14 protein-coding genes are annotated in these 20,403 nt (G+C 60.6%); 5 read left to right on the top strand and 9 right to left on the bottom strand.

Features of this window, described 5'->3' with window-relative positions; genetic code table 11:
• The first annotated feature begins 55 nt into the window (after window positions 1-55).
• Both IG627_RS01680 and ybaL read left to right on the top strand, forming a co-directional pair.
• A complete protein-coding gene (locus tag IG627_RS01680) occupies window positions 56-664 on the top strand; it encodes a MarC family protein (protein WP_193189387.1) in 609 nt (202 codons plus the stop codon).
• Window positions 665-750: 86 nt separating this feature from the next.
• Window positions 751-2,499: a YbaL family putative K(+) efflux transporter gene (gene ybaL, locus IG627_RS01685; protein ID WP_377482859.1), complete on the top strand. Its 1,749-nt coding sequence runs from the start codon at window positions 751-753 to the stop codon at window positions 2,497-2,499.
• 23 nt (window positions 2,500-2,522) lie between these two features.
• Here ybaL and IG627_RS01690 read toward each other — a convergent pair whose 3' ends face one another.
• From IG627_RS01690 to IG627_RS01700, 3 genes are read right to left on the bottom strand one after another with little or no spacing between them, the layout of a single operon-like run.
• Window positions 2,523-3,788: a catalase family protein gene (locus IG627_RS01690; protein WP_193189388.1), complete on the bottom strand. Its 1,266-nt coding sequence runs from the start codon at window positions 3,786-3,788 to the stop codon at window positions 2,523-2,525.
• Window positions 3,785-5,923 (bottom strand): di-heme-cytochrome C peroxidase, encoded by a 2,139-nt coding sequence (locus IG627_RS01695; RefSeq protein WP_193189389.1) that lies wholly within the window; start codon window positions 5,921-5,923, stop codon window positions 3,785-3,787. Before IG627_RS01695 ends, IG627_RS01690 begins: the two co-directional genes overlap by 4 nt.
• Before the next feature lie 23 nt (window positions 5,924-5,946).
• Window positions 5,947-6,735, bottom strand: coding sequence for a lipase family protein (locus tag IG627_RS01700; RefSeq protein WP_319024467.1), 789 nt, complete (start codon window positions 6,733-6,735; stop codon window positions 5,947-5,949).
• Between the two features lie 350 nt (window positions 6,736-7,085).
• Here IG627_RS01700 and IG627_RS01705 point away from each other — a divergent pair, with 350 nt between their 5' ends.
• Window positions 7,086-8,888 carry a sensor domain-containing diguanylate cyclase gene (locus tag IG627_RS01705; RefSeq protein WP_319024468.1) on the top strand — a complete coding sequence of 601 codons (1,803 nt, stop codon included), beginning with the start codon at window positions 7,086-7,088 and terminating at the stop codon, window positions 8,886-8,888.
• Here the strand turns inward: IG627_RS01705 and pstS are convergent.
• From pstS to IG627_RS01720, 3 genes are all read right to left on the bottom strand, one after another.
• Entirely contained in the window at window positions 8,878-9,951 is a 1,074-nt protein-coding gene (pstS, locus tag IG627_RS01710) for a phosphate ABC transporter substrate-binding protein PstS (protein WP_193189392.1), read from the bottom strand. The two genes, IG627_RS01705 and pstS, sit on opposite strands and share 11 nt — an antisense overlap.
• A gap of 209 nt (window positions 9,952-10,160) precedes the next feature.
• Window positions 10,161-10,724 (bottom strand): hypothetical protein, encoded by a 564-nt coding sequence (locus tag IG627_RS01715; protein WP_193189393.1) that lies wholly within the window; start codon window positions 10,722-10,724, stop codon window positions 10,161-10,163.
• A gap of 185 nt (window positions 10,725-10,909) precedes the next feature.
• The gene (locus IG627_RS01720; RefSeq protein ID WP_193189394.1) at window positions 10,910-12,838 is read right to left on the bottom strand and encodes a PhoX family protein; all 1,929 of its coding nucleotides are present in this window, start codon (window positions 12,836-12,838) and stop codon (window positions 10,910-10,912) included.
• Between the two features lie 155 nt (window positions 12,839-12,993).
• Between IG627_RS01720 and IG627_RS01725 the strand changes: the two genes are divergently transcribed.
• Both IG627_RS01725 and IG627_RS01730 read left to right on the top strand, forming a co-directional pair.
• Window positions 12,994-15,618 (top strand): TonB-dependent receptor, encoded by a 2,625-nt coding sequence (locus IG627_RS01725; protein WP_193189395.1) that lies wholly within the window; start codon window positions 12,994-12,996, stop codon window positions 15,616-15,618.
• A gap of 147 nt (window positions 15,619-15,765) precedes the next feature.
• Window positions 15,766-17,703 carry a phytase gene (locus tag IG627_RS01730; RefSeq protein WP_193189396.1) on the top strand — a complete coding sequence of 646 codons (1,938 nt, stop codon included), beginning with the start codon at window positions 15,766-15,768 and terminating at the stop codon, window positions 17,701-17,703.
• A gap of 75 nt (window positions 17,704-17,778) precedes the next feature.
• Here the strand turns inward: IG627_RS01730 and IG627_RS01735 are convergent, their stop codons facing one another.
• The 3 genes from IG627_RS01735 to IG627_RS01745 form a co-directional block, all read right to left on the bottom strand.
• Window positions 17,779-18,771: an IS110 family RNA-guided transposase gene (locus tag IG627_RS01735; RefSeq protein ID WP_193189397.1), complete on the bottom strand. Its 993-nt coding sequence runs from the start codon at window positions 18,769-18,771 to the stop codon at window positions 17,779-17,781.
• A 276-nt stretch (window positions 18,772-19,047) separates the two neighbouring features.
• On the bottom strand, window positions 19,048-19,542 hold the full coding sequence (locus IG627_RS01740) for an REP-associated tyrosine transposase (protein ID WP_226864595.1): 495 nt from the start codon (window positions 19,540-19,542) through the stop codon (window positions 19,048-19,050).
• Between the two features lie 67 nt (window positions 19,543-19,609).
• On the bottom strand, window positions 19,610-20,320 hold the full coding sequence (locus IG627_RS01745; protein ID WP_193189398.1) for an outer membrane beta-barrel protein: 711 nt from the start codon (window positions 20,318-20,320) through the stop codon (window positions 19,610-19,612).
• Window positions 20,321-20,403: the final 83 nt, after the last annotated feature.

Here is a 20,403-nt window from a genome sequence, read left to right on the forward strand (position 1 = left end):
ACCGCTCCTACGACAGAGATTAAGCCGATAGTAGCACGCCGCCCCGGAGCAACCCTTGAGCGATTGGATCAGCAGTTTTGTCTTTTTCTTTGCGGTGATAGACCCGGTGGGCACGCTGCCGGTGTTTATCGCCGTCACCGCCCAGCACGCCGAGTGGCAGAAACGCAAGATAGCGATACTGGCAGTGCTGGTGGCCGCCGGCATACTGATGTTCTTCCTGCTCGCCGGCCAGTACCTGCTGGAGACCATCGGTGTGCCCCTGTCGGCCTTCCAGGTGGCTGGCGGCGTAGTGCTCTTCCTGTTCGCGCTGACAATGATCTTTGGTGAGGGCAAACCGGAACAGGAGATGGAGATAGTACAGGAGGGGCATGAGACAGCGATTTTCCCGCTGGCGGTGCCCTCCATCGCCTCCCCCGGCGCCATGCTGGCAGCGGTGGTGCTGACCGACAACTACCGCTTCGATCCGATACACCAGGTCAAGACCGCCACCGCCATGCTGGCGGTATTGGGCATCGTGCTGCTGATACTGTTGACCGCCAACTGGATCTTCCGCTGGATCGGCAACGCCGGCGCCAGCATCGTCAGCCGGGTGATGGGACTGATCCTGGCCTCGGTGGCTACCACCAATGTGCTGCTGGGGATACAGCAGTTTTTCTCCGTTTAGCTGCACGCCCCACCATTACCGGCTTTCCCTGACCAATCGACCCGTGGTGGTGATTTGCCGCCTCCGCTTCCGAAGAAGATAGAATAGTGAGCTCTCTGAGCCTGATAGAGGGAAAGCGCAACTTGCATCACGATATCACCCTGATTACCACCATCTCGGCGGCCCTGGGGCTGGCACTGCTTCTCGGTTTTGTTGCCGTGCGCCTGCGATTGCCGGCGCTGGTCGGCTATCTGGTGGCCGGTGTGCTGATCGGGCCGGCCACACCGGGATTTGTCGCGGATATTGAACTCTCCCAGCAATTGGCCGAGATAGGCGTGATACTGCTGATGTTTGGAGTGGGGCTGCATTTTTCCATGGCCGATCTTATGTCCGTGCGCCGCATCGCCATTGTTGGCGCCCTGGCACAAATTGCCGTGGCTACCGCGCTGGGCGCGTCAGTGGCGGGTTATTGGGGCTGGTCCCTGGGGGCATCCGTGGTATTCGGCCTGTCGCTGTCCGTGGCGAGCACTGTGGTCCTACTGCGCGGCCTGGAAGCACGCGGCCTGCTCGATTCCATCAACGGTCGCATTGCCGTGGGCTGGCTGGTGGTGGAAGACATTGTCATGGTGCTGGCGCTGGTGGTACTGCCGCCACTGGCGGGCTGGCTGGGGGGCAATGGCGGCGACGTGGCGGAAGGCGACCTGTTGGCAACGGTGCTGTCGACCCTGGGCAAGGTGGCGATATTCGTTGCGCTGATGCTTGTAGTGGGGCGCAGGCTTTTTCCGTGGTTTCTGTGGAAAATTGCACGCACAGGCTCACGGGAGCTGTTTTCCCTTTGCGTAATAGCCACTGCAATGGGCATTGCCTTCAGCGCTGCGGAAGTGTTCGGTGTTTCCTTCGCCCTGGGCGCCTTCTTCGCGGGCAGTGTATTGCGGGAGTCTTCTCTCAGTCATCGCGCTGCCGACGAGTCGCTGCCCCTGCGCGACGCCTTCGCGGTGTTGTTCTTTGTCTCCGTGGGGATGCTGTTTGATCCGAGAATGCTGGTCGAGGAACCATTGCGGGTGCTGGCGGTACTCGCGATCATTGTGCTGGGGAAAACCCTGGCCGCATTTGCGCTGGTGTTACTGTTCCGTTATCCGCTCAATACCGCACTTACCGTATCCGCCAGCCTGGCGCAGATTGGAGAATTCTCCTTTATTCTCGCCGGTCTGGGAGCGTCCCTGGGGTTGCTATCCGTGGAGGGGCAGAATCTGATACTTGCCGGGGCCCTCTTTTCCATTGCCATCAACCCGTTGCTGTTCAACGCGGTGGAGCCGCTGCAGCGATGGATACGCTCCCGTTCCCGCCTGGCCCGGGCCATGGAAAGACCCGCGGACCCCCTCGCGGAGCTGCCGGAAACGGTGGATGCGCGAACACTGACCGGCCATGCGCTGTTGGTTGGCTATGGACGAGTGGGTTCGCGTATCGGCCGCCAGCTGGAGGAGTACGGGATCTCGCTGGTTGTGGCCGAGCAGAACAGGGAGATAGTCGAGCAACTCCGTCGCAGCGGTATTCCCGCAGTCTCTGGAGATGCGGCGGAGCCGGAAGTGCTGATTCAGGCCCATGTGGCGCGGGCACGTATTCTGGTCGTGGCCATCCCGGATGTGATACGTGCAAGGAAAATGGTGGAAATCGCCCGCATGCTGAAACCTGATATTGAAACGGTGGTGCGTGCGCACAGTGATGAGGAAGCGGCGCTGTTGCGAAAAGACAAGGTCGGCAACGTGCTTATGGGGGAGCACGAGCTGGCCATGAGCATGACCCGGCGCGTCCTGGAGCGCTTCTGGGAGGACGAGCCGGGCGAGCGGACCGCTTGAAGGCGTAGCTGCCTTTCGAATCACTATTCCCAGCAGGCCGGCGGCGGCTCGGAGCCGTCGGCCGGCTGGTACTGCGGGTCAAAACAGCGCGGCAGTGGCCAGGTGGGTTTGGTGCTGTGGAAAATTCCGGACAGGTCGCAGTCGTCGCCGCCCTCCAGGCACCAGCTGTCCGGCTCGAGTTCCCTGGCGTCATTCTCCCGGTGCCGGAACTGTGACACCGCGTGATACACCAGGCGGCGGGCCCGGTTCAGGCTGCCCAGGGGGCGCCAGTCGTCCACACCGTGCCAGGGATTCATGGACAGGTTTTCGCAGAACGCCTGTTGCGCCTCGCCGTCGAAGGTCTGCGGCGGAATGTTGACTCTGGCCACCGGCACGAAAGGCGATGCCTCCTCCGACCAGATCACCGCGGCGTCGTCGATCGGCATATCGGCGTCGGCCACCCGCTCCTGCAGCATGAAATCAAAACAGGCGCCGCCCTCGGCCAGTTGCTCCGCCATGGCCTCGGTCAGGTAATCTCCATCCGACTCGTCGATATCCAGTTCGAAGTTCATGCCCGGGCAGGGACGGGCGGAAAACTTCAGCTGGGTGTCGCCGAGCTGGTAGGGCAGCATCGAGTAGTACTGCGGCTGCAGCGGCGTATCGATTTTGGACGACACCGTCTGCACCGCGCGGTAAAACAGCTCGGGGTGGAAACGCGGCGGCCACAGGTTGATGAACCAGCCGGTCCTGTCGAGCTCGGCCAGGTGGCTCATATTGTCGACGTAATCGTAAATATTGCGGTTAAAGAACGCCGGCGTATTGGTCATGATGAAATCCTGTGTCGCCGGGCCGGTGAGCTCCGGGGCGATTTTCACACCGTCGACATCCAGCAGTTTGATGGCCATGCCTCGCGCGTCCGCTTTCGCATCCGGCTGCACGGTCATATCGCCGTTGGAAAAGCGGATCCAGGATTGGTATTCGCGCCCCGGTTGCGACAGGACACTGTGGCGGAAGTGCGCCGGGATATCGCCGTTGACCGAAAAGGTCGCGCGCAGGCAGCCGGTCGCCTTGGCGTGGGCGTCGCGCCTGAAGGGCGGGCCGTTGATTTTTTCCGCCTTGCGGGAAATCTCGCGGCCGAATTCCATGGCGCGCTCGATCGCCGCCATTTCCTGGGCGGACATTTCCATATCCAGTGCAATTTTTTCCAGTTCGCTCAGCTCGCTGGGGCTGTTCGCCTGGGCGGATGCGGCGCAGATAAACAGGCCTGCGGCCAGGGGGCGCAGAGCGTGGGGGATCAGTCGGCGGATCATTGCGCTGTCTCCTGTGCGAGCAGTTGGCCGGTTTCGCTACCCGTGTCGATACCGAGGCTGAAGTGGACGCTCTTGCAGGCCTGCTGGGTCGAGTCGCGGGCCGGTGCAGGGCTGTAGCTGGCCCAGTTCATCGGATCCCCGCCGAGGGCGCTGTCGAATTCCGGGTTACCCATCACCTTCAGGTATTCGATGATCGCGTAGCGCTCCTCCTCGCTGAGCAGTTTGCCGATGCGGCCGGGCATATCCACATCGGTGAACAGGTGGCCGCTGTTGCGGTTGCCGTCGATACTGGTGTCCATCAGGAAGCTGCCGGGGGACTGCCCGGTGACATAGCCGAGCTTGTTCGGGTCGAATTCGCGATTGCCGGCGTAGAAAGTTTTCGGCCGGGCGCGCAGCGGCGAAAGCAGGTCGTAAATCGTCGGCACAGAGCCGTTGTGCAGGAAGGGCGGTGTGGCCCAGACGCCGTGCAGCGGCCGCGACTTGTAGGCGCGTTTGTTCTCTATACGAAAGGGCACATTCAGGCCGTCGAAGTCGGCCACCTGCTGCGCGTCATCGATATCCCACTGCCGGTAGAGCTTCGGTACCAGGTCGTTCAGCAGCAGCTGCAGGCCGTAGCCGGCATTGACCGGCTGCTCACCGGGGAACAGCTTGCTGATGTCGTAGCGGTTGTCGACGAAATTGTCGGCCAGCTTCGGGTCGGTGCCGACAACATCGGTAGCTATCCAGGGCAGGGCCCACATGGTTTCGCGCCAGTCGGCGCGATAGGCGAGGCCGTCCCTGCGAGTCACTTCACCGGCCATATCCCACTGCCAGTTCAGCGCCAGCTGTCCCGGCAGCCTGGCGTCGGGACCGTCGGCAAGCTGCCAATCGTAGGGCTCGGAGACGTGGGGGCCGTGGCAGAAGGCGCACTGGTCGGTAAACAGTGCCTTGCCGGCCCTGGCCCGGGCGACATCGATTTCACCCAACACATCTTCCGGCCACTTGGGCGGCTGCAGTTTCCTCAGCAGGCCCTCCACACAGTGCATGCCGTCCAGGTCCACCGTGGTCTCGCCGAATTCGCTGCCGCTGATTACCTCACCGTCGTCGTCGACCAGCTTGATCGGCGCCAGTACACCCAGGCTCTCGCCCACATTGCGGGTCATGGCCTGGTTGGTGAAGCCGGTGTACTGCACCCAGTCGAAGCGCCAGATATCCCAGATGAACGGGTAGCTGGCCGGGGCATCGGCGGGTCTGTAATTCTCGGGCTGCTTCAGGTCGTAGCCGAACACCACATTGGCGATGCGGCCAATGGCATCGGTGCGGCCGCGGCCCTCTTCCACCGGGTAGTATTTGGGGGCGCCGGCGGTCTCGGAAAAGTGCTTGAGCCGTTGCGCAAACTGCCAGAACTCCGTTCTCAGCGCCTCGCGCCTGGCCCCGTCGTCGCCCACCAGGCGCGTGGCGAACCGGTTCCACTTGGCCGGGTTCAGCAGGGTTTCGAACACCGAGGCACCCAGGGTGGTGATGAACTCGCCGCGCTTGGCGTTGGGAATGCTCTGCATCGCCTGGCCGCCGTCCACCCGCAGCGCCGTGCCCTGGTAGTGGAGTTCACCGGTGTGGCAGGCCGCGCAGCCGATATCCAGGCGTGCGCGGCCACTGGCCGGGTCTATATGGCGGGTCAGGCCGACGGGCAGGTTGCCCGGGTTCAGCGGGCTGGGGCGCTGGTTGGGATCGACGACGAAGCCCCAGCCGCGCATATTGCGCTCGCTGGCCAGAAGCTCCTGGGAGAGGGGCAGCTCCAGGTTCTGGAACCAGTCGTACTCGATGCCCAGCAATTCGGTACCCTGGGGCGTGTAGTAATAGCTCTGGCGTTCCCTATCGCTCCAGCCACCGTTCAGGTACTGGACGCGGTAGACGGTCTCCTGGGTGAGGTTGGGCTTCAGGAAGGCGGCCAGTTTGGCGTGCGCGACCAGCACAACGGCGGCCAGCGCTATACAGACCCGCAGCCAGCGCGGTCCCAGCGCGCGCCACAGATTGGCAGCGGCGCGGACGAGTCCCTCAATCCAGTGCCACAGGGTGAGAGCGGCTGATTTCAGAAAATGTATTGTTCTGCTGGCGGCACTTCCGAGCGGCGCCAGCACTCTGTATGCGATACGCATTACAGTCCCCCAAGATCCAAGAGTTAACAATCGATATATTCTTCGCGCTGCTCGTAGGCAATCTGAGTCGCACTGGCCAGCTTGGAATTGATATTGTGCAGGTAGTGTTCCATATAGTGCGCACTGATACTGGTGTCGCCCAGGTTTTTCCAGAAGGAGCCGATACCCGAGCGATGGGCCTTGTGTGCATCCTGGTACACGTAGTACTCGCCCTCCAACAGCATCAGCTCGGGCCCCAGGTGCTGGTAGCCGCCGTGAATCGCATTGATCAGGTCATTGGGCGGGACCAGGGGGACCAGGTCGTTTTCATCGACCACCCGCAACAGCGGCAGGAAAGCGTACTTTTCCACCCCTTTGTGGTTGGTGACCTTGGGCTGCCCGAAATTGATGGAGGCGCCAAGACTGAAGCCCTCCTCGTGCAGGTACATCATCAGCAGGGTGGAGATGGCCGCACCCAGGGAGTGGCCGGTCAGGATAATCGGTTGCGACTTGTCCAGCCGGGGCGCCAGGGTGTCGAACACCTGCATGGCGTCTTCATCGAAACCGCTGTGTACATAGATACCGAGCCTGGTGTTCCTGGACTGCACATACTCGGCGTCCTCGCGGGCATTGCTGAAGTTGGCGGTGCCGCGAATGGTGACTATCTGGCGATGGTTTTCAGCGTCGCTCTCGAGAAAAAACTGGACGTCGTTGCTGGTGGTGGTGACCAGCGTGGTATCGGGAAAGACCCCGCGGATATCCGCTTCCGTCTGATAGGCGGCCGCCGCGCGCTTCGCATACCAATTGACCCGGTTGAAATTTATGGATTGCACCATCGCCTCCTGTGCTTTCTTTATTATTGGCGCGCACCCGCGTCGATACTGCGGGCGTCGCTCGTGGTAATCCTTTAACGTTCTTATGGCGGTGCCGCTGCCATACTCGGGGACAGTGCGGACTATCCCGGCTTTATCGTTTTTCTTGTATTTACTGTGTCATATTCAGGGAGTTTCTGAAGGCCGGAGAGGCCATGGAGTTGTTCAGAGGCTCCCGAACCTTTATAAATAGCGCCGGTCCCAGCCAATCCCCAACTAAAATGCATAAAAATCCATGGAGCCGGCACGGGGGCTCGAAAACCCGCGCTTTCTGGCGCTCGCTGCGCGGGTGCCACAGTGTAATTAAAACCGTGACGGCCGTCATATTCTTATTGCCGCTGATCTGCCTGGCGCAGGCGCCGATAGAGCTGGATGCGGGAGAGGACGGTCGAAAATTGACCGGTCTCGCCGAGGTCTGGCACGACGCACAGGGGACCGCGGACCTCGAAATGGCCCAGGAGGCCTTTGCTCAGGGGGAATTCGGGCCACTGGACAGTGCCGGCTCGACCGGTCTGCAGCCGGGCGCCTACTGGTCGCACTTTACCCTCAGGAATAGCGCCGATACCTCCCTGACGTTGCATGTCGAATATGTCGATCACCAACTGATCGGTATGGAGGCTTTCGGCAGGGATATCCCGGGCACCGAAGCCTACCGGCCCATCGCACGCCTGTCGCTGGCGGAGCCTTTCGAGCACAGGGATATTCCCCACAACCGCTTTGTATTCGAGGTAAAGCTGCCGCCCGGCGGCACGGCCGAATATCTGGTCCGCTTCAGCTCCGATGAGCTGGGTGTTGTCTTCCCGAGTATGCGGCTCTGGGATCCGGATGCCCTGCGGGCCACCGGCACTGTCGAGGCCAGTATTACCGCCTTTCTGCTCGGCGGTTACTTCCTGATGTCGGTCTTTGCGCTGGTCAGTGCCATCACCACCGGGGGCAGAATCTTTTATTTCTACTCCTTCTATTCCATCTCCAAGATCACAGTGTGGTGCACGATACTGGGCTATACCCACCAGTACTTCGTTACCGACAACTTCCACTGGAGCTATATGTCGATCAGTGGTGCGGTCACCATCCTGTGCGGGGTGATTTTCTCACGCATGTTCCTGCACTCCAGGAAAAACACCCCAAAGCTGGATTACCTGTTGCGGTTTATGATCGCCAACGCCGTATTCCTGCTGGCCTGTGCGCTGTTGAAGTTGACCGCGCTGTCGGTGATCTCCATGACCGTCGCCCTGCTGCTCTACCCGCTGATCGCGATTGTCGCCTTTATCCGCTGGCAGCAGGGCTACCGGGAGGCGGCCGTATTTGCGCTGGCCTGGAGCCTGCTGGTGTTCGGCCTGGTGGTACAGGCGATGCGGGATCTGGGCTATGTGGAACACAATTTCATCAATTACTACTGGCCGCCGGTGGCGTCCTTCTGTGAAATGCTGGCCATCATGGCGGCCATCGGTGTGCGGGTGCAGCGGCTGCGCACGCAGAAGGAACTGGCGGAGCACAAATACACCCAGCAGCTGGAAGTTTCCAAGGCCGATCTGGAGCAGCAGGTCAAGGTGCGCACCCGGGAACTGGAAGTGGCAAAAGCCAGGGCCGAACAGGAGGCCAGAACAGATCCTCTCACCGGCATCTACAACCGCCGCAGCTTTTTTTCAGAGTCGGAACATCTGCTCAGGCTGGCGGAGAGAAAGTCGCTGCCGCTGAGCCTGCTGATGCTCGATATCGATCACTTCAAGTCCATTAACGATATACATGGACACGCGGTCGGGGATAAAGCCCTGCGCGCATTCAGCGATGCGGTTGCCGGCCATATCCGCGAGACCGACGTTTTTGGCCGTCTCGGCGGTGAGGAGTTCGCCCTGCTGCTGGCCGAACCGCGCCAGGGTGCCCTGGAGTCGGCGCAGCGCCTGCAGCGGGAAATCGAAGAGATCAGGATAGAGACGGCGCAGGGCCAACTGCAGTTTACCGCCAGTATCGGTGTCGCCTACTGGCGCGACGAGAAATTTATCGACGAGCTGCTGCACAACGCCGACCGCGCCCTGTACCTGGCGAAGAAGCGCGGACGCAACCGCATAGCGGAGCAGGAATCCTCCCCGCAGCCAGAAGAGATCAGCGAATGAATCGGGATGCTTCGCGAACCTTTTCCCGGACTTCTTCCGGCAGGGGGATATAGCCCAGGTCTTCCGCCTGGTCCTGGGCTTCATCGCTCAACATATAGCTCACCAGCTGGCGCAGGGCCGCCGCCTTTTTATCGTCCTGCTCGGCGTAGAGGAGCAGCCAGGTAAAGCTGGTGATCGGGTAGGCGTTTTCCCCCTCGGGATCCCACTCCCAGGCCACCAGGTTGGGGGCGCCGCTGCCCGGCAGCTTGCCGTCGGGGAACTCGACGTTTTCCAGGGCGGCGCTTCCGGATTCCGCCCCCGGCGCCACGAAATTGCCGGCCCGGTTCTGCAGCTCCGCCACCGGCAGCTCCACCAGTTTGGCGAAACCGTATTCCACATAGCCAATCGCGCCCGGAGTCTGCTTGACCAGCGCGGCCACCCCCTGGTTGCCGGGCGCCTTCCTGAAATTGTCGGGGCTGGGCCAGTTCGGCGTCCTGCCCTGGCCCACCTTTTTCCTGAAGTCCGTGCTGATACTGCTCAGGTGACCGGTAAATATGTATGAAGTACCGGAGGCATCAGAGCGACGAACTACCGTGATATCCAGGTCCGGCAGTTGCGCAGTCGGGTTGGCGGCGGCGATTTTGCGGTGGTCCCAGTGGCTGATCTTGCCACGGAAAATATCCGCGTACACTTCGCGCGAGAGTTTCAGCGTATCCACCCCCGGCAGGTTGTAGACCAGCACCACCTCCCCGGCGGTCATTGGCAGCAGAACCGCGCCGCGTTTGACCAGGGAGATTTCGGCCTTGTCCATCGCGGCATCGGATGCCGCGAAATCGATCGTCTCGCCGATAAAATCGCGGATGCCGGCGCCGCTGCCGGTCATTTCATAGGAGATGAAAACGTTTTCGTGAAGGTCGGAAAAATCCCTGAACCACTGAGTGTAGATGGGGTAGGGAAAACTGGCGCCTGTCCCCCTGAGTGTGATCTCGGCGCGCGACTGCGGACTGAAGGCAAAGGCGGCCGCGGCGACGGCCACTGCGAAGAGCGGGAGAAAACTAGTGAAAAAGGCGCGCCAGAAGATCATCGGCAGTCCTCGACAGAGTGGCCTGGGCGGCGGGAAAGATGACAGTGGCCTATGATTAAATCTTAGCAGGCCACCTCCATTCGCTGCAGCCACCAACGGCGCGTCGATTCATCTTCCCACCGGCTTTACGTCCTCGCGATTGTTGAAGGCGACAAGGCGCAACTTTGTCAAATTAATGATTCCATGGGCGACTTCCCGATTCAGGGTGCTTAGTCGCGCGTAGAGCTATATGCCTGCCAGTGATTATCCAGGTCACTTCGCATGCTTTGCAAGTCGACAGCGAGATCGCGTTCTGTATTCTGCAGTTCACTCATGAGTTGGGTGGATAGCTGAACATACTGCGTGTACTTCTGGGCGACATCTTGAGATCTCGATGCGCTGGAGTTTCTACTGACCTGCTGGGCGAAGTCGCGAGCCAATCTGTCCTGAAGTCGGCGCAGCTTCCTAATCTGCTCGAGGACCTTTGGCGACGCCTCCCGCGAATGTAATTGTTTGCTCACTATGTCCAATGTGTCACCCGACCTCTTTAAGGCCGACAACATTTCCTGTTCGGCAGCCTGGGTTGCACTACCAGATGCCTGGGACAGGTGCAGAGAAGATTGCCCTCTGGGGTTTGCCGGCATCACGTTTTCGAGATTGGAGCTGGGTGAGCGCATGTATTGATTCTCAAGGCGGCCCAGATTATCGGCGTCCGCCAGGATGTTGAATGACCCGGTAAGGGCTGTGAGCAACAGTATTGCTGAAGCCGTACTGAAATTGGATTTGTCTGCCATAGGTTGGTCCTCCCTCTGTGTGAGCCAGCAGGTCGAGTTCCGCATAAGGCGTTGGCAGTGGAACTCGAGTGGCGGACCATTTGGCGAGCCCCTACCTGAACCGCCCAAGCCGAAGAAAGTATAGGGTATGCAAAGCATGATCAGCGCTGTGATCGGCTGGATAGGGAGCTCGCGGCAATTTGGAGTCAACTTCCCACCGGTTTCCCGTCTTCGCGATAGATGGCCAGCACCGACGGTCGCGGCGGCAGCGCCGGGTCGTTGTCTGGCCAGCGGTGCATCGGCTTGTCGAAGGTGGAATCGCCACCGTCCGCCGGATGCTGCACGGCCACGAACAGGGTCTTGCCATCCGGGGTGAATTCCGGCCCGCATACCTCGGCCCCCTGGGGGCAGCCGAAAAAGTGCCTGGGTGCGGCGCGCATTTCGCCCTCGGTGGCCATGGCCCAGAGACCGTCGTGGAACCCGAAGCTCTCGCAGCCGTCCGTGGCGACCCACATATTGCCGGCCGGGTCGAAGGCGACATTGTCCGGGTTGGCGAACCAGCCGTGGGCGGAGATGGCGCCCGGCGACTGCTGACCATAGGCGCCGCGCTCAGCGGGATTTTCCGCATTGGGGTTGCCGCCCAATAGGAAGGTATTCCACTTAAAAGTATCGGCGGCGTGGTCGCGCGCACCGTATTTGCCCGGCGGTACTATTTCCAGCACATGGCCCATTGAATTGCGCGCGCGCGGGTTGGCCGCGTCGATGTCGTCGGCCTTGCGCTTCTTGTTCTTGGTCAGCATCACGTAGGTGCAGTCGTTGACCGGATTGGTCTCCACATCTTCCGGGCGATCCATGGGGGTGGCTCCGAGCAGGGCGGCGGCGCGGCGCACGTCGATCATCACATCCGCTTGATTGCGGAAGCCGTTATCCCCGGTCAGCGGGCCTTCGCCGAATACCAGCGGTAGCCAGCGGCCGCTGCCGTCCTCGTCGAAGCGTGCCGCAAAGAGAGTGCCCTCTGTCAGCAGATCGCGGTTGTGGGCGTATGCCTCCGGTCTGTAGGTGTTTTTGGAAACATAGCGGTAGACGAACTGGTGTTCGTCGTCGGCGCCGCCGTAGGCGACGATGGGCTGGTCGGGTTTGCTGACCAGAGTGAAACCCTCGTGTTCGAAGCGACCCAGATTGGTGAGCTTGCGCGGGCGCGAAGTCGGGTCGTAGGGATCGAACTCCACCATCCAGCCGAAGCGATTGGGTTCGTTCGGCTCCACGCCTATATCGAAGCGATGGTCGTGGTCGCCCCAGTTGCGGTTGTCGGGCGCAATGCCAAAGGCGTGATGATTTTTTGCCTCCAGCGGATCGGCGATATTGTCCGGGTCGCCCTGGAAGGCGCCGCCGAAGCCCTCCTCGGCGATCAGTACCGTGCCCCAGGGCGTCTTGCCGCCGGCGCAGTTGCCGACGGTGCCGAATACCCGTTGGCCGGAAGGGTCTGCGCTGGTCTGCAGGCGGCGGTCGCCGGCGGCGGGGCCGACAATATCCATGGCGGTATTCAGGGTGATACGCCGGTTGTAGGGGCTCTCCAGTATCGGCTGCCAACCGTTGGCAGTTTTCTCTACTTCCACTATCGCGTGGCCGCAGGCCGCCTGCTCGATCGCCACATGGGAGGCCGAGACGCCGCGGGTGGCGCTGTATTCGTCGTTGTAGCCGGAGAACATCAGGTGCGGTTGGGTGTACTCGTGGTTGACGCACAGCAGGCCGCGCTCGCTACTGCGGCTCTGGCTGTGGCGCTCTCCCTCGCCGGGGGCGGCCTCACTGTCCAGTGGCATAAAGGCAATAAAGTCGTTGTTGTAGCCGAAGCGCCGCTCCTGCTCGGCAGCGGTCAGGGTCGCGGGATCGAAGGGGCCAGCTCCGGCAATGATTGGGTCGCCCCAGCGCAACAGTACATCGGCGCTGTAATCCGCTGGCAGGTGATGTTGGTCATCCAGGGCGTGGGGGATCTCCGCAAAGCCGAGATTTTCTTCGCCGTCTCTCGGGTCATTTCCGCAGCCGGGCAGCAGGCTGGCTGTGGCGCCGGCGGCGGTCGCTGCGCCTATTGCCTTGAACAGGGTGCGGCGGGCGGGATTTTTCAGCTCGTTACTCATCGGGTTCTCCAGCTCCGTGGCTGACGTCGGTCGGATTGACTCCCATGTTATGGCACGGATATGACAAATTTAAAAAAAGCGTAACGCAATATTCACAACCACTGACTAGCCTGCGCCCCATTAAAACAACCGCCATAAACGCAAACGGGGACACTATGTACATCAAGACCATGCAATCGCGCCTGCTCGCCATGCCGCTGACGGCCGTGGCCGCTGCCGTTCTCTCGGTCAATGCGGCCGCCCAGCAGGGGGAATCGAAAATGGGCGACCAGCTGATGGAAACCATCACGGTAACTGCCCAGGCCGCCAACGCGAGCAGTGATATAGAGCGCCAGCGCAGATCCAACAAGGTGGTTGCGGTACAGACTTCCGACGCCATCGGCGAATTGCCGGACGCCAACGTCACCGAAGCCCTGCAGCGTATGCCCGGTGTGTTTATTGCCCGCGACCAGGGCGAGGGTCGCTTTGTCGGGGTGCGCGGTATCGACCCCAACCTCAACGCCTCCACCATCAATGGCATGAGCCTGCCTGCGCCGGAAACCGACAGCCGCGCCGTGGCCCTGGATGTGATCCCGTCCGATCTGCTCGCCAGCCTGGAAGTCTTCAAGACCCTGACGCCGGACATGAGCGCCGACTCCATCGGTGGCGCCATCGAGATCAAGAGCCTGAATGCCCTGGATCACGACGGCCAGCAGTTCAAGCTGAGCGCCGAGAACAGTTACAGCGAGCTGCAGGAAGAGAACAGCCCCAAGCTGGCCGGTACCTTTACCAATGTGTTTGAGCTGGAGGGCGGCCGCGAGCTGGGCGTCGCCATCGCTGCCAGCCACCAGGAGCGCAATTTCGGTTCCGAGAATGTGGAAACCGACGGTACCTGGGAAGAATTCACTGCGGAAGACGGCAGCGAGGCCTTCGGTGCCGCTGAAATCGAGCAGCGCGACTACACCATTACCCGCGAGCGCACCGGCCTGGCCGCCAATTTCGACCTGCGCCTGAGCGAGACCAGCCAGCTGTACCTGCACAGCCTCTACTCCGATTTTTCCGATGCGGAAGAGCGCCAGCGCAATTCCTGGAAGCTGGATGAAGAGAACGATGATCCGGCCACTATCAGCGCCAACTCCGCGGTGTGGGAAGACGCCGCGCTGGACAAGTCCCTGAAAGATCGCCGGGAAGAACAGGAAATCCTGTCCCTGGTCTTTGGTGGCGAACACGACCTGGATCTGTGGGGTATCGACTACGCGCTGGGCTATTCCCACGCGGAAGAGGCGGAGCCGCACCGCCGCGACACCGCCTTCGTACAGGAGGGGCTGCAACTGGGCTACACCAGGGCCGGTGAGCAACCGCAGCTTGCCGTCGGCGCCGGCGATGCCGCGGCCGCCCTGGATGCCGCCAACTACGAGCTGGACGAACTGGTGATCGAAGACAACTTCACCGAAGACGAAGAAGTCAGCTTCCGTATCGATATCAGCCGCGAGATCCAGGTTGCCGGCAACCCGTCTGAGCTGAAGTTCGGCCTGCACGAGCGCCGTCGCGAGAAATCCGGCGACCTGAATGCCACCACCTACGACGGCTTCGGTGACGACTACACCCTGGCCGACTTCGCCATGAACAATGTCGACTACGGCCTCGGCGCCTTCGGTCCCGGTATCAACAAGGGCGCGCTGAACCGCTTTATCAATGCCAACCTGTCCAGCTTCGACGTGGATGAAACCGAGACGGCCCTCGGTTCTGCGCGCGACTATGTGATGAACGAGGATATTTCCGCGTTCTACGTGATGAACAGTGTCGATCTCGACCGCGCCCAGTTGGTCTACGGTGTGCGCTACGAGAGCACGGAATTCTCCGCCGATGGTTACAGCGTGGTGGAGTCCGGTGACGCCGTCGACGGCGCCGAAGAGGTGGCGGAAGACGTTTACGTGACCGAAGTGCACTACGAGACCGACTACAGCAAGCTGTTCCCGAGCGTGAACTTCAAATATGACTACAGCGACAATGTGGTGCTGCGCGCGGCCTATACCGAGTCGCTGTCCCGCCCGTCCTTCGGTCACCTGAACCCGTCTCCGGCGGCGATCGAATACGACGAGGGTGAGCTGGAAGTCGAAGCGGGCAACCCGGCGCTGGATCCCTACGAGGCGCAGAACCTGGATTTCTCCGCCGAGTACTACGCGGACAATCTGGGCATGTTCTCCCTGGGTGTTTTCCACAAGCGCATCGACAACTTTATCGTGGTCGCCGACGTGGCCAGCACCGCGGACTTCACCCGCTATGTGGGTAGCCTGGCGGTCGACGAGGCGGAAATCCTGCAGCCGGTCAACGGCGACACCGCCACCCTGACCGGTGCCGAACTGTCCTGGACCCAGGGCTTCGACAACGGCCTGCTGCTGCGCGCCAACGCTACCTTCACCGATTCCGAAGCGAGCCTGGGCCTGGGTGCCGATGCAGAGCGAGGCGATGATATCTCCCTGCCGTCCCAGGCGGACCTGGTGGGCAACTTTATTGTCGGCTATGAGCGCGATGCGCTGAGCCTGCGCCTGTCCACCACCTTCAAGGGCGAGCGCCTGCTGGAAGTGGACCTGGAAGATGCGGCCGGTGACCGCTACGAGGACGATCATATGCAGGTGGACCTGTCGGTCAAGTACCGTTTCGACAACGGCCTGCAGCTGACCTTCAGTGGCGTCAACCTGACCGACGAGCCCCTCTTCGTACACAACTCCGGCTTCAACGGCCAGTACGAAGAGTACGGCACTACCTATATGCTGGGGTTAACCTACAGCACCTTCTGACGCCGGCTTTCCCCTAGCCGGTACCAACCCGGTTCCCATTGGGGAGCCGGGTTTTTCTGTTATGTTCGGGCGGCAATCTGTTTGCAATAAAAGTGGCGTAAATTTGTCATACCCGAAACATGCCGACCCAAAGCAAAAGTGAATAAAATGGCACAAAAGAAATTCCTGAAAGTTTGCCTCGCCGCGACCGTCGCTGGTCTGCTGGCGGGGTGTGACGCAACCACCGAATCCCCGGCACAGCAGGCGGAAGTGCTGAAATCGCAGCAGTCCATTTCCCTCAATGGTGTTGTTTCCAGCCAGCTGGCGCCGCTGACCCTGGCCGATAAAAACTATCTGTTGCTGGCCAGTGAGGAGCGCGGACTGGTATTGATCGATGAAAACGGCAGTGAAGCCGCTGCCCTGGACGGCGGCAGTGTCGAGCGCTTTGCGCTGCAGGCGCAGGGCGACGATCAGTGGCTGGTGGCCGCCTACGACGAGGAGAGCGCGGAGATACAGCTGCGCGCTGTGCAAACTGACACGGCCAGCGGTGCGCCGGGCCTGAAATACCTTGGCGCCGTAGCGAGCGCTGCGCCCCAGGCTGCGCTGTGCTTTTCCCGCCAGAATGGCCGCACACACCTGTTCGCCATCGACGAGACAGGCCTCGGCCATGAATATGTGGTGCACCCGCGCGACCAGGCCTGGGCCTTCAGTGAAGTGCGCCAGCTGCATTTCGGGGAGCAGGTGAACGCCTGCGCTGTGGATGCGCTGCAGCAACAGCTGCTGGTGTCGCAGCCACCGCTGGGCATCTGGAGCCTGAATGCGGATGCGGAAAAAGACGAGGAGCGCCGTGTATTTGTCGCCGCAGACAAGCTGGGCGAGAATTTCGGCGGCTTCTGGATCGACAGCACCGCAGGCCACCTGTGGCTGACCTCCGGTGACGAGGTCAGGGCCTACAACCTGAAACTACCCCGGGCCGAAGCGGTTTTCGCTCGCGCCCTCTACGACATGGAACCTGTCTCCGCCGTATTGCAGGGGGGTGCGCTGCTGGTGCTGGAGGAAGAGAGTAACAGCATCCGCCAGTTTTCCGCCGATCTGCCGCCGCCGGCTGCGGAAACCCAGGCTCTGCGTGCGCGAAGCGAAATTCCCCGCGTGGCCGCGCGGGCACAGACACAGCCCGTCGTCTCCGGCGGCGGTGCCGCCGACGACCCGGCCATCTGGGTCAATCCGGACAATGTCGCCGTCAGCCTGGTTCTCGGCACCGACAAGAAGGGCGGTCTGGATATCTTCCCCCTGGATGGAAAACTGTTGCGGCAGTTTCCGGTGGGCCGCGTCAACAATGTCGATCTGCGCAGCGTCGAGCACCCGCAGTACGCTGCACTGGCCGCTGCCTCCAACCGCACTACCCCGGGCGTCAGCCTGTTCGGTATCACCGACAGCGGTGAAGTCGAGAGTCTCGGTTTGCGCGAGATGGACCTGCAGGATCCCTACGGCCTGTGTATGTACCAGCAGGAGGGCAAGCAGTTCGTGTGGATCTCCGACAAGGAGGGCGGCCTGCACCTGGCCGAAATTCTACTCGGTGATAATCCCCGTGAATGGCAGCTGCGCAACCGGGCCAGCCTGCCGGTGGAGAGTCAGGTCGAGGGCTGTGTCGCCGACGACGAGCGCGAAACCCTGTTCTTCGGTGAGGAGGACGCCGGCGTCTGGCGTCTGGACATAACCGCATTCGTGGCCGGCGAAGGCAAGCCGCAGCTGGTGGCCGCGGTGGACGAGGAAAGACTGGTGGCCGACGTGGAGGGCATGGGTCTCTACCTGAACGGTGACAACAGCTACCTGGTGGTTTCCAGTCAGGGCAACAACAGCTATACGCTGTTCAGCCGCGACGGTTCCGAGTTTGTCGGCCACTTCCGTGTGGATATGAATCTGGACCAGGGTATCGACGGCAGTTCGGAGACCGACGGTCTCGAGGTTACCAGTGCGGCATTGGGTGCGGATTACCCGGAGGGGCTGTTGATAGTGCAGGATGGGCGCAACCGGCTGCCCAGTGAGGCGCAGAACTTTAAGTTGGTTTCCTGGGGGGATATTGCCGGGAAGTTGGAGTTGCAGTAGGCGATACACTGATCGCGGCCATGGGCCGCTCCTACAAAAGGTAGGTTCTGGCACCTGTAGATACTCTGTTTCGGGTCAAGCGTTCTTATGCTCTTCGCTGAATAGCAACGTAGAGTCGAACGCTGATCCGGTCTTCATACAGGCCCAGATGCCAGTGAGATATTTTCGCATCACAGCACACTGGGCTTGTATCTTCTTCTTCCCTCTAGCTACCAAGGACTCGTAGAAGGCTTTTGCTCTTGGGTCATGTCGCGCTGCACTCATAGCCGGCATATACAGCGCGGCTCGCAGGTAGGCATTACCTGACTTACTCAGGCGTGCCGGCCTGTTCACGCTGGTGCCGGATTGGGTCAGCCTTACATCCAGCCCTGCGTGGCGGCTCACCTGGGGTGCCTTCAAGCTAGCGGGAAGCACACAGAGTTCAGCCAAAACTGCGATCGCTGTGGCCTCCCCAATCCCTTTCGCGGCGCCTATGTTGGCCAAGTGCGTCGAAAGCTCTCCACAGCCGGCAATAAGCTCTAGAGCTGCCTGGCTGAGCCGTTTGATCCTGCGGTCCAGTAGCGCGATTCCTTCCTGCTCATCCTCGATCAGCAATGGCATCGTTGCACGCTTCGACTGAAGGGCGTGCAGACGGTTCTTGGCCTGTGTCTTGGTGGCGGTTAAACGGTTTATCTGCCTACCGATATCACGCAGGGCTAACCGCTCTTCACTCGGCGGTGTCCAAAGCCTCGGGCTCATGCGTTCGCCGTACTCGGCCAGCAGCGTAGCATCCACGCCATCCGTTTTACTGCCAGCCAACTTCAATTCTGCAAAGTGGCGGAAGCTTTTGGGGTTTATTACCGAGACCGGCAAATCAGCTTTGACCAGAGCTACCGCAAGGTCCAGGTAGTAGATCCCGGTAGCCTCTATGACGATGACTGAGGGTTTGAGTGCCTTGAGTCGCTTGATGGCCTTGGCATGTCCTTGGGATGTTTGGCTAAACCGCTCGGCCTTAGAGGATTTTTCTTCTACCCTGCTGACCAAATCAAAGGACTTGGCCGCAATATCCACACCAACAAACACACTCATCAACTTCCACTCCCGGCAGGCTTTGCGTCACAATAGCCACCGGTTCCCCGACCTCGCACTTGATGCGGCCTCGACCTTGCGATGCGAAGTCCAGTCTTGCTGGCTTCCCGATACTCTTCGAGGTCAGCAATGAGGCGGGGAGCCACTCTACAGACGAGGTCAGTTAATACTGCCTCCAGGAGCGGACGGCCTCCCCGGCAACTGGTGAAGAACCCTATCAGTTCGTCGGATCTAAACATACAAGGAGCGGCCCATGGCCGCGATCGGTCTATCAGTTTACAACCAGACGGCATTCCAAAACGAATAATTCCCTATCTTGCCCACCAATCCTGCCCGCAGGGGATTGGCTACGATATATCGCGCCGCAGCTGGTATATCTTCATCCTGCCGCAGTGCACGATCGTGAAATCCCCTGTCCCAGACCGGCTCTTTGATAGTATTCGTGTGGTTAATTTCGCGAGCAGTCGCGGATTTAATACGCATTACCAGTTCGCTCAGCTCCAGCTGTTTTCCTAGCTGAATCAGCCAATGGGCATGATCCGGCATCAACACCCAGGAAAGCATCGTTGCATCCTTTAATAACTTTGGATCTTCGAAACAACGACAAGCTGTGTGCGCAAACTGCCACTCTGAGAAAAGAGGTTTCCGTTTTCGGGTGGTGCTGGTGACCAGATATATCTGATTTCGTATTGAGGCTCTGCCCTGGCGCAGGGCCTGGTGTCCCGGTTTGTACTGAGCCATTTGCTTCCCTGCAAGATTGATCGCGGCCATGGGCCGCTCCTACAGATGTTTGATTTCTACTCTGTAGGAGCGGCCCATGGCCGCGATATGTATCGATTTAAAAATGCATACTCCACCCCAGCGACGCCGCCTCTACATCAAACCCACCGCGAAAATCCTCACTGCCCACCTCGGAGAAACTCTCCCACTCAGCCCGCAGCGTCCACGAATTCCGGTAGCGGTAGCTGAGACCAAACCCATATCCCCAATGAAATCCGTTATGAACTTCGGTGGCCTTGCCGCTGACTTCCGTCAGGCGCTCCTCGAACGCCTCTTCGCCGATCTGGTAGACAAAAAACAGTTCACCGGTCTGGCGCTCGGACAACTCCGAATTCCAGGCGCCGCCGCCCAGCTTGCCGAACAGGCTGAGTCCTTCCGCCAATGGCCAGTGGCCGATGACGAAGGCGTTGATCAACTGGGTTTCTATCTCGTCCTCGAACTGCAGGTACTCACCGTTATCGGCGTCAATGCGGAAATCCAGTTCGGCGCTGGCCAGCTGATGGTAACTGGCCTCCACCGCCAGGTGCGGTGTCCAGCGCCAGCCGCCATAGATTTTCCAGCCGTCGCCACGCTCGCCGCAGCCACTGGAGCTGGCCGTCTGCTGGGGCAGATTGAGGCTCTGTACAAATTCCGCGGCGCCGCTGCAGAAATCCTGCAGTTGCATATCGCTGTAGGCGATACCGCCGTATTTGTGCGAGTAGAAGTCGGCCTGTGCCTGGACACAGGTGGTGAGGAGGGGTACCGCTAGCAGAAAGTGTGGCCGGTTCATGGCGTTACCTGCTGGGTTGGGGTGAATTATTCTTTTACTGCCTTGTTCGTTACTACTTTGGTTGGGTAATTTTTACAGGCGCG

The sequence above is a fragment of the Microbulbifer taiwanensis genome, from assembly GCF_014904815.1.
In the GTDB taxonomy this organism is placed as follows: Bacteria; Pseudomonadota; Gammaproteobacteria; order Pseudomonadales; family Cellvibrionaceae; genus Microbulbifer; species Microbulbifer taiwanensis.

What these genes read in the sequence shown, in the direction of transcription:
- IG627_RS01715 (WP_193189393.1), bottom strand. Translation starts at nt 10,724, where the DNA reads ATGGCAGACAAATCCAATTTCAGTACGGCTTCAGCAATACTGTTGCTC.
- IG627_RS01690 (WP_193189388.1), bottom strand. Translation starts at nt 3,788, where the DNA reads ATGATCCGCCGACTGATCCCCCACGCTCTGCGCCCCCTGGCCGCAGGC.
- IG627_RS01730 (WP_193189396.1), top strand. Translation starts at nt 15,766, where the DNA reads ATGGCACAAAAGAAATTCCTGAAAGTTTGCCTCGCCGCGACCGTCGCT.
- IG627_RS01695 (WP_193189389.1), bottom strand. Translation starts at nt 5,923, where the DNA reads ATGCGTATCGCATACAGAGTGCTGGCGCCGCTCGGAAGTGCCGCCAGC.
- IG627_RS01745 (WP_193189398.1), bottom strand. Translation starts at nt 20,320, where the DNA reads ATGAACCGGCCACACTTTCTGCTAGCGGTACCCCTCCTCACCACCTGT.
- IG627_RS01740 (WP_226864595.1), bottom strand. Translation starts at nt 19,542, where the DNA reads ATGGCCGCGATCAATCTTGCAGGGAAGCAAATGGCTCAGTACAAACCG.
- IG627_RS01720 (WP_193189394.1), bottom strand. Translation starts at nt 12,838, where the DNA reads ATGAGTAACGAGCTGAAAAATCCCGCCCGCCGCACCCTGTTCAAGGCA.
- IG627_RS01725 (WP_193189395.1), top strand. Translation starts at nt 12,994, where the DNA reads ATGTACATCAAGACCATGCAATCGCGCCTGCTCGCCATGCCGCTGACG.
- pstS (WP_193189392.1), bottom strand. Translation starts at nt 9,951, where the DNA reads ATGATCTTCTGGCGCGCCTTTTTCACTAGTTTTCTCCCGCTCTTCGCA.
- IG627_RS01735 (WP_193189397.1), bottom strand. Translation starts at nt 18,771, where the DNA reads ATGAGTGTGTTTGTTGGTGTGGATATTGCGGCCAAGTCCTTTGATTTG.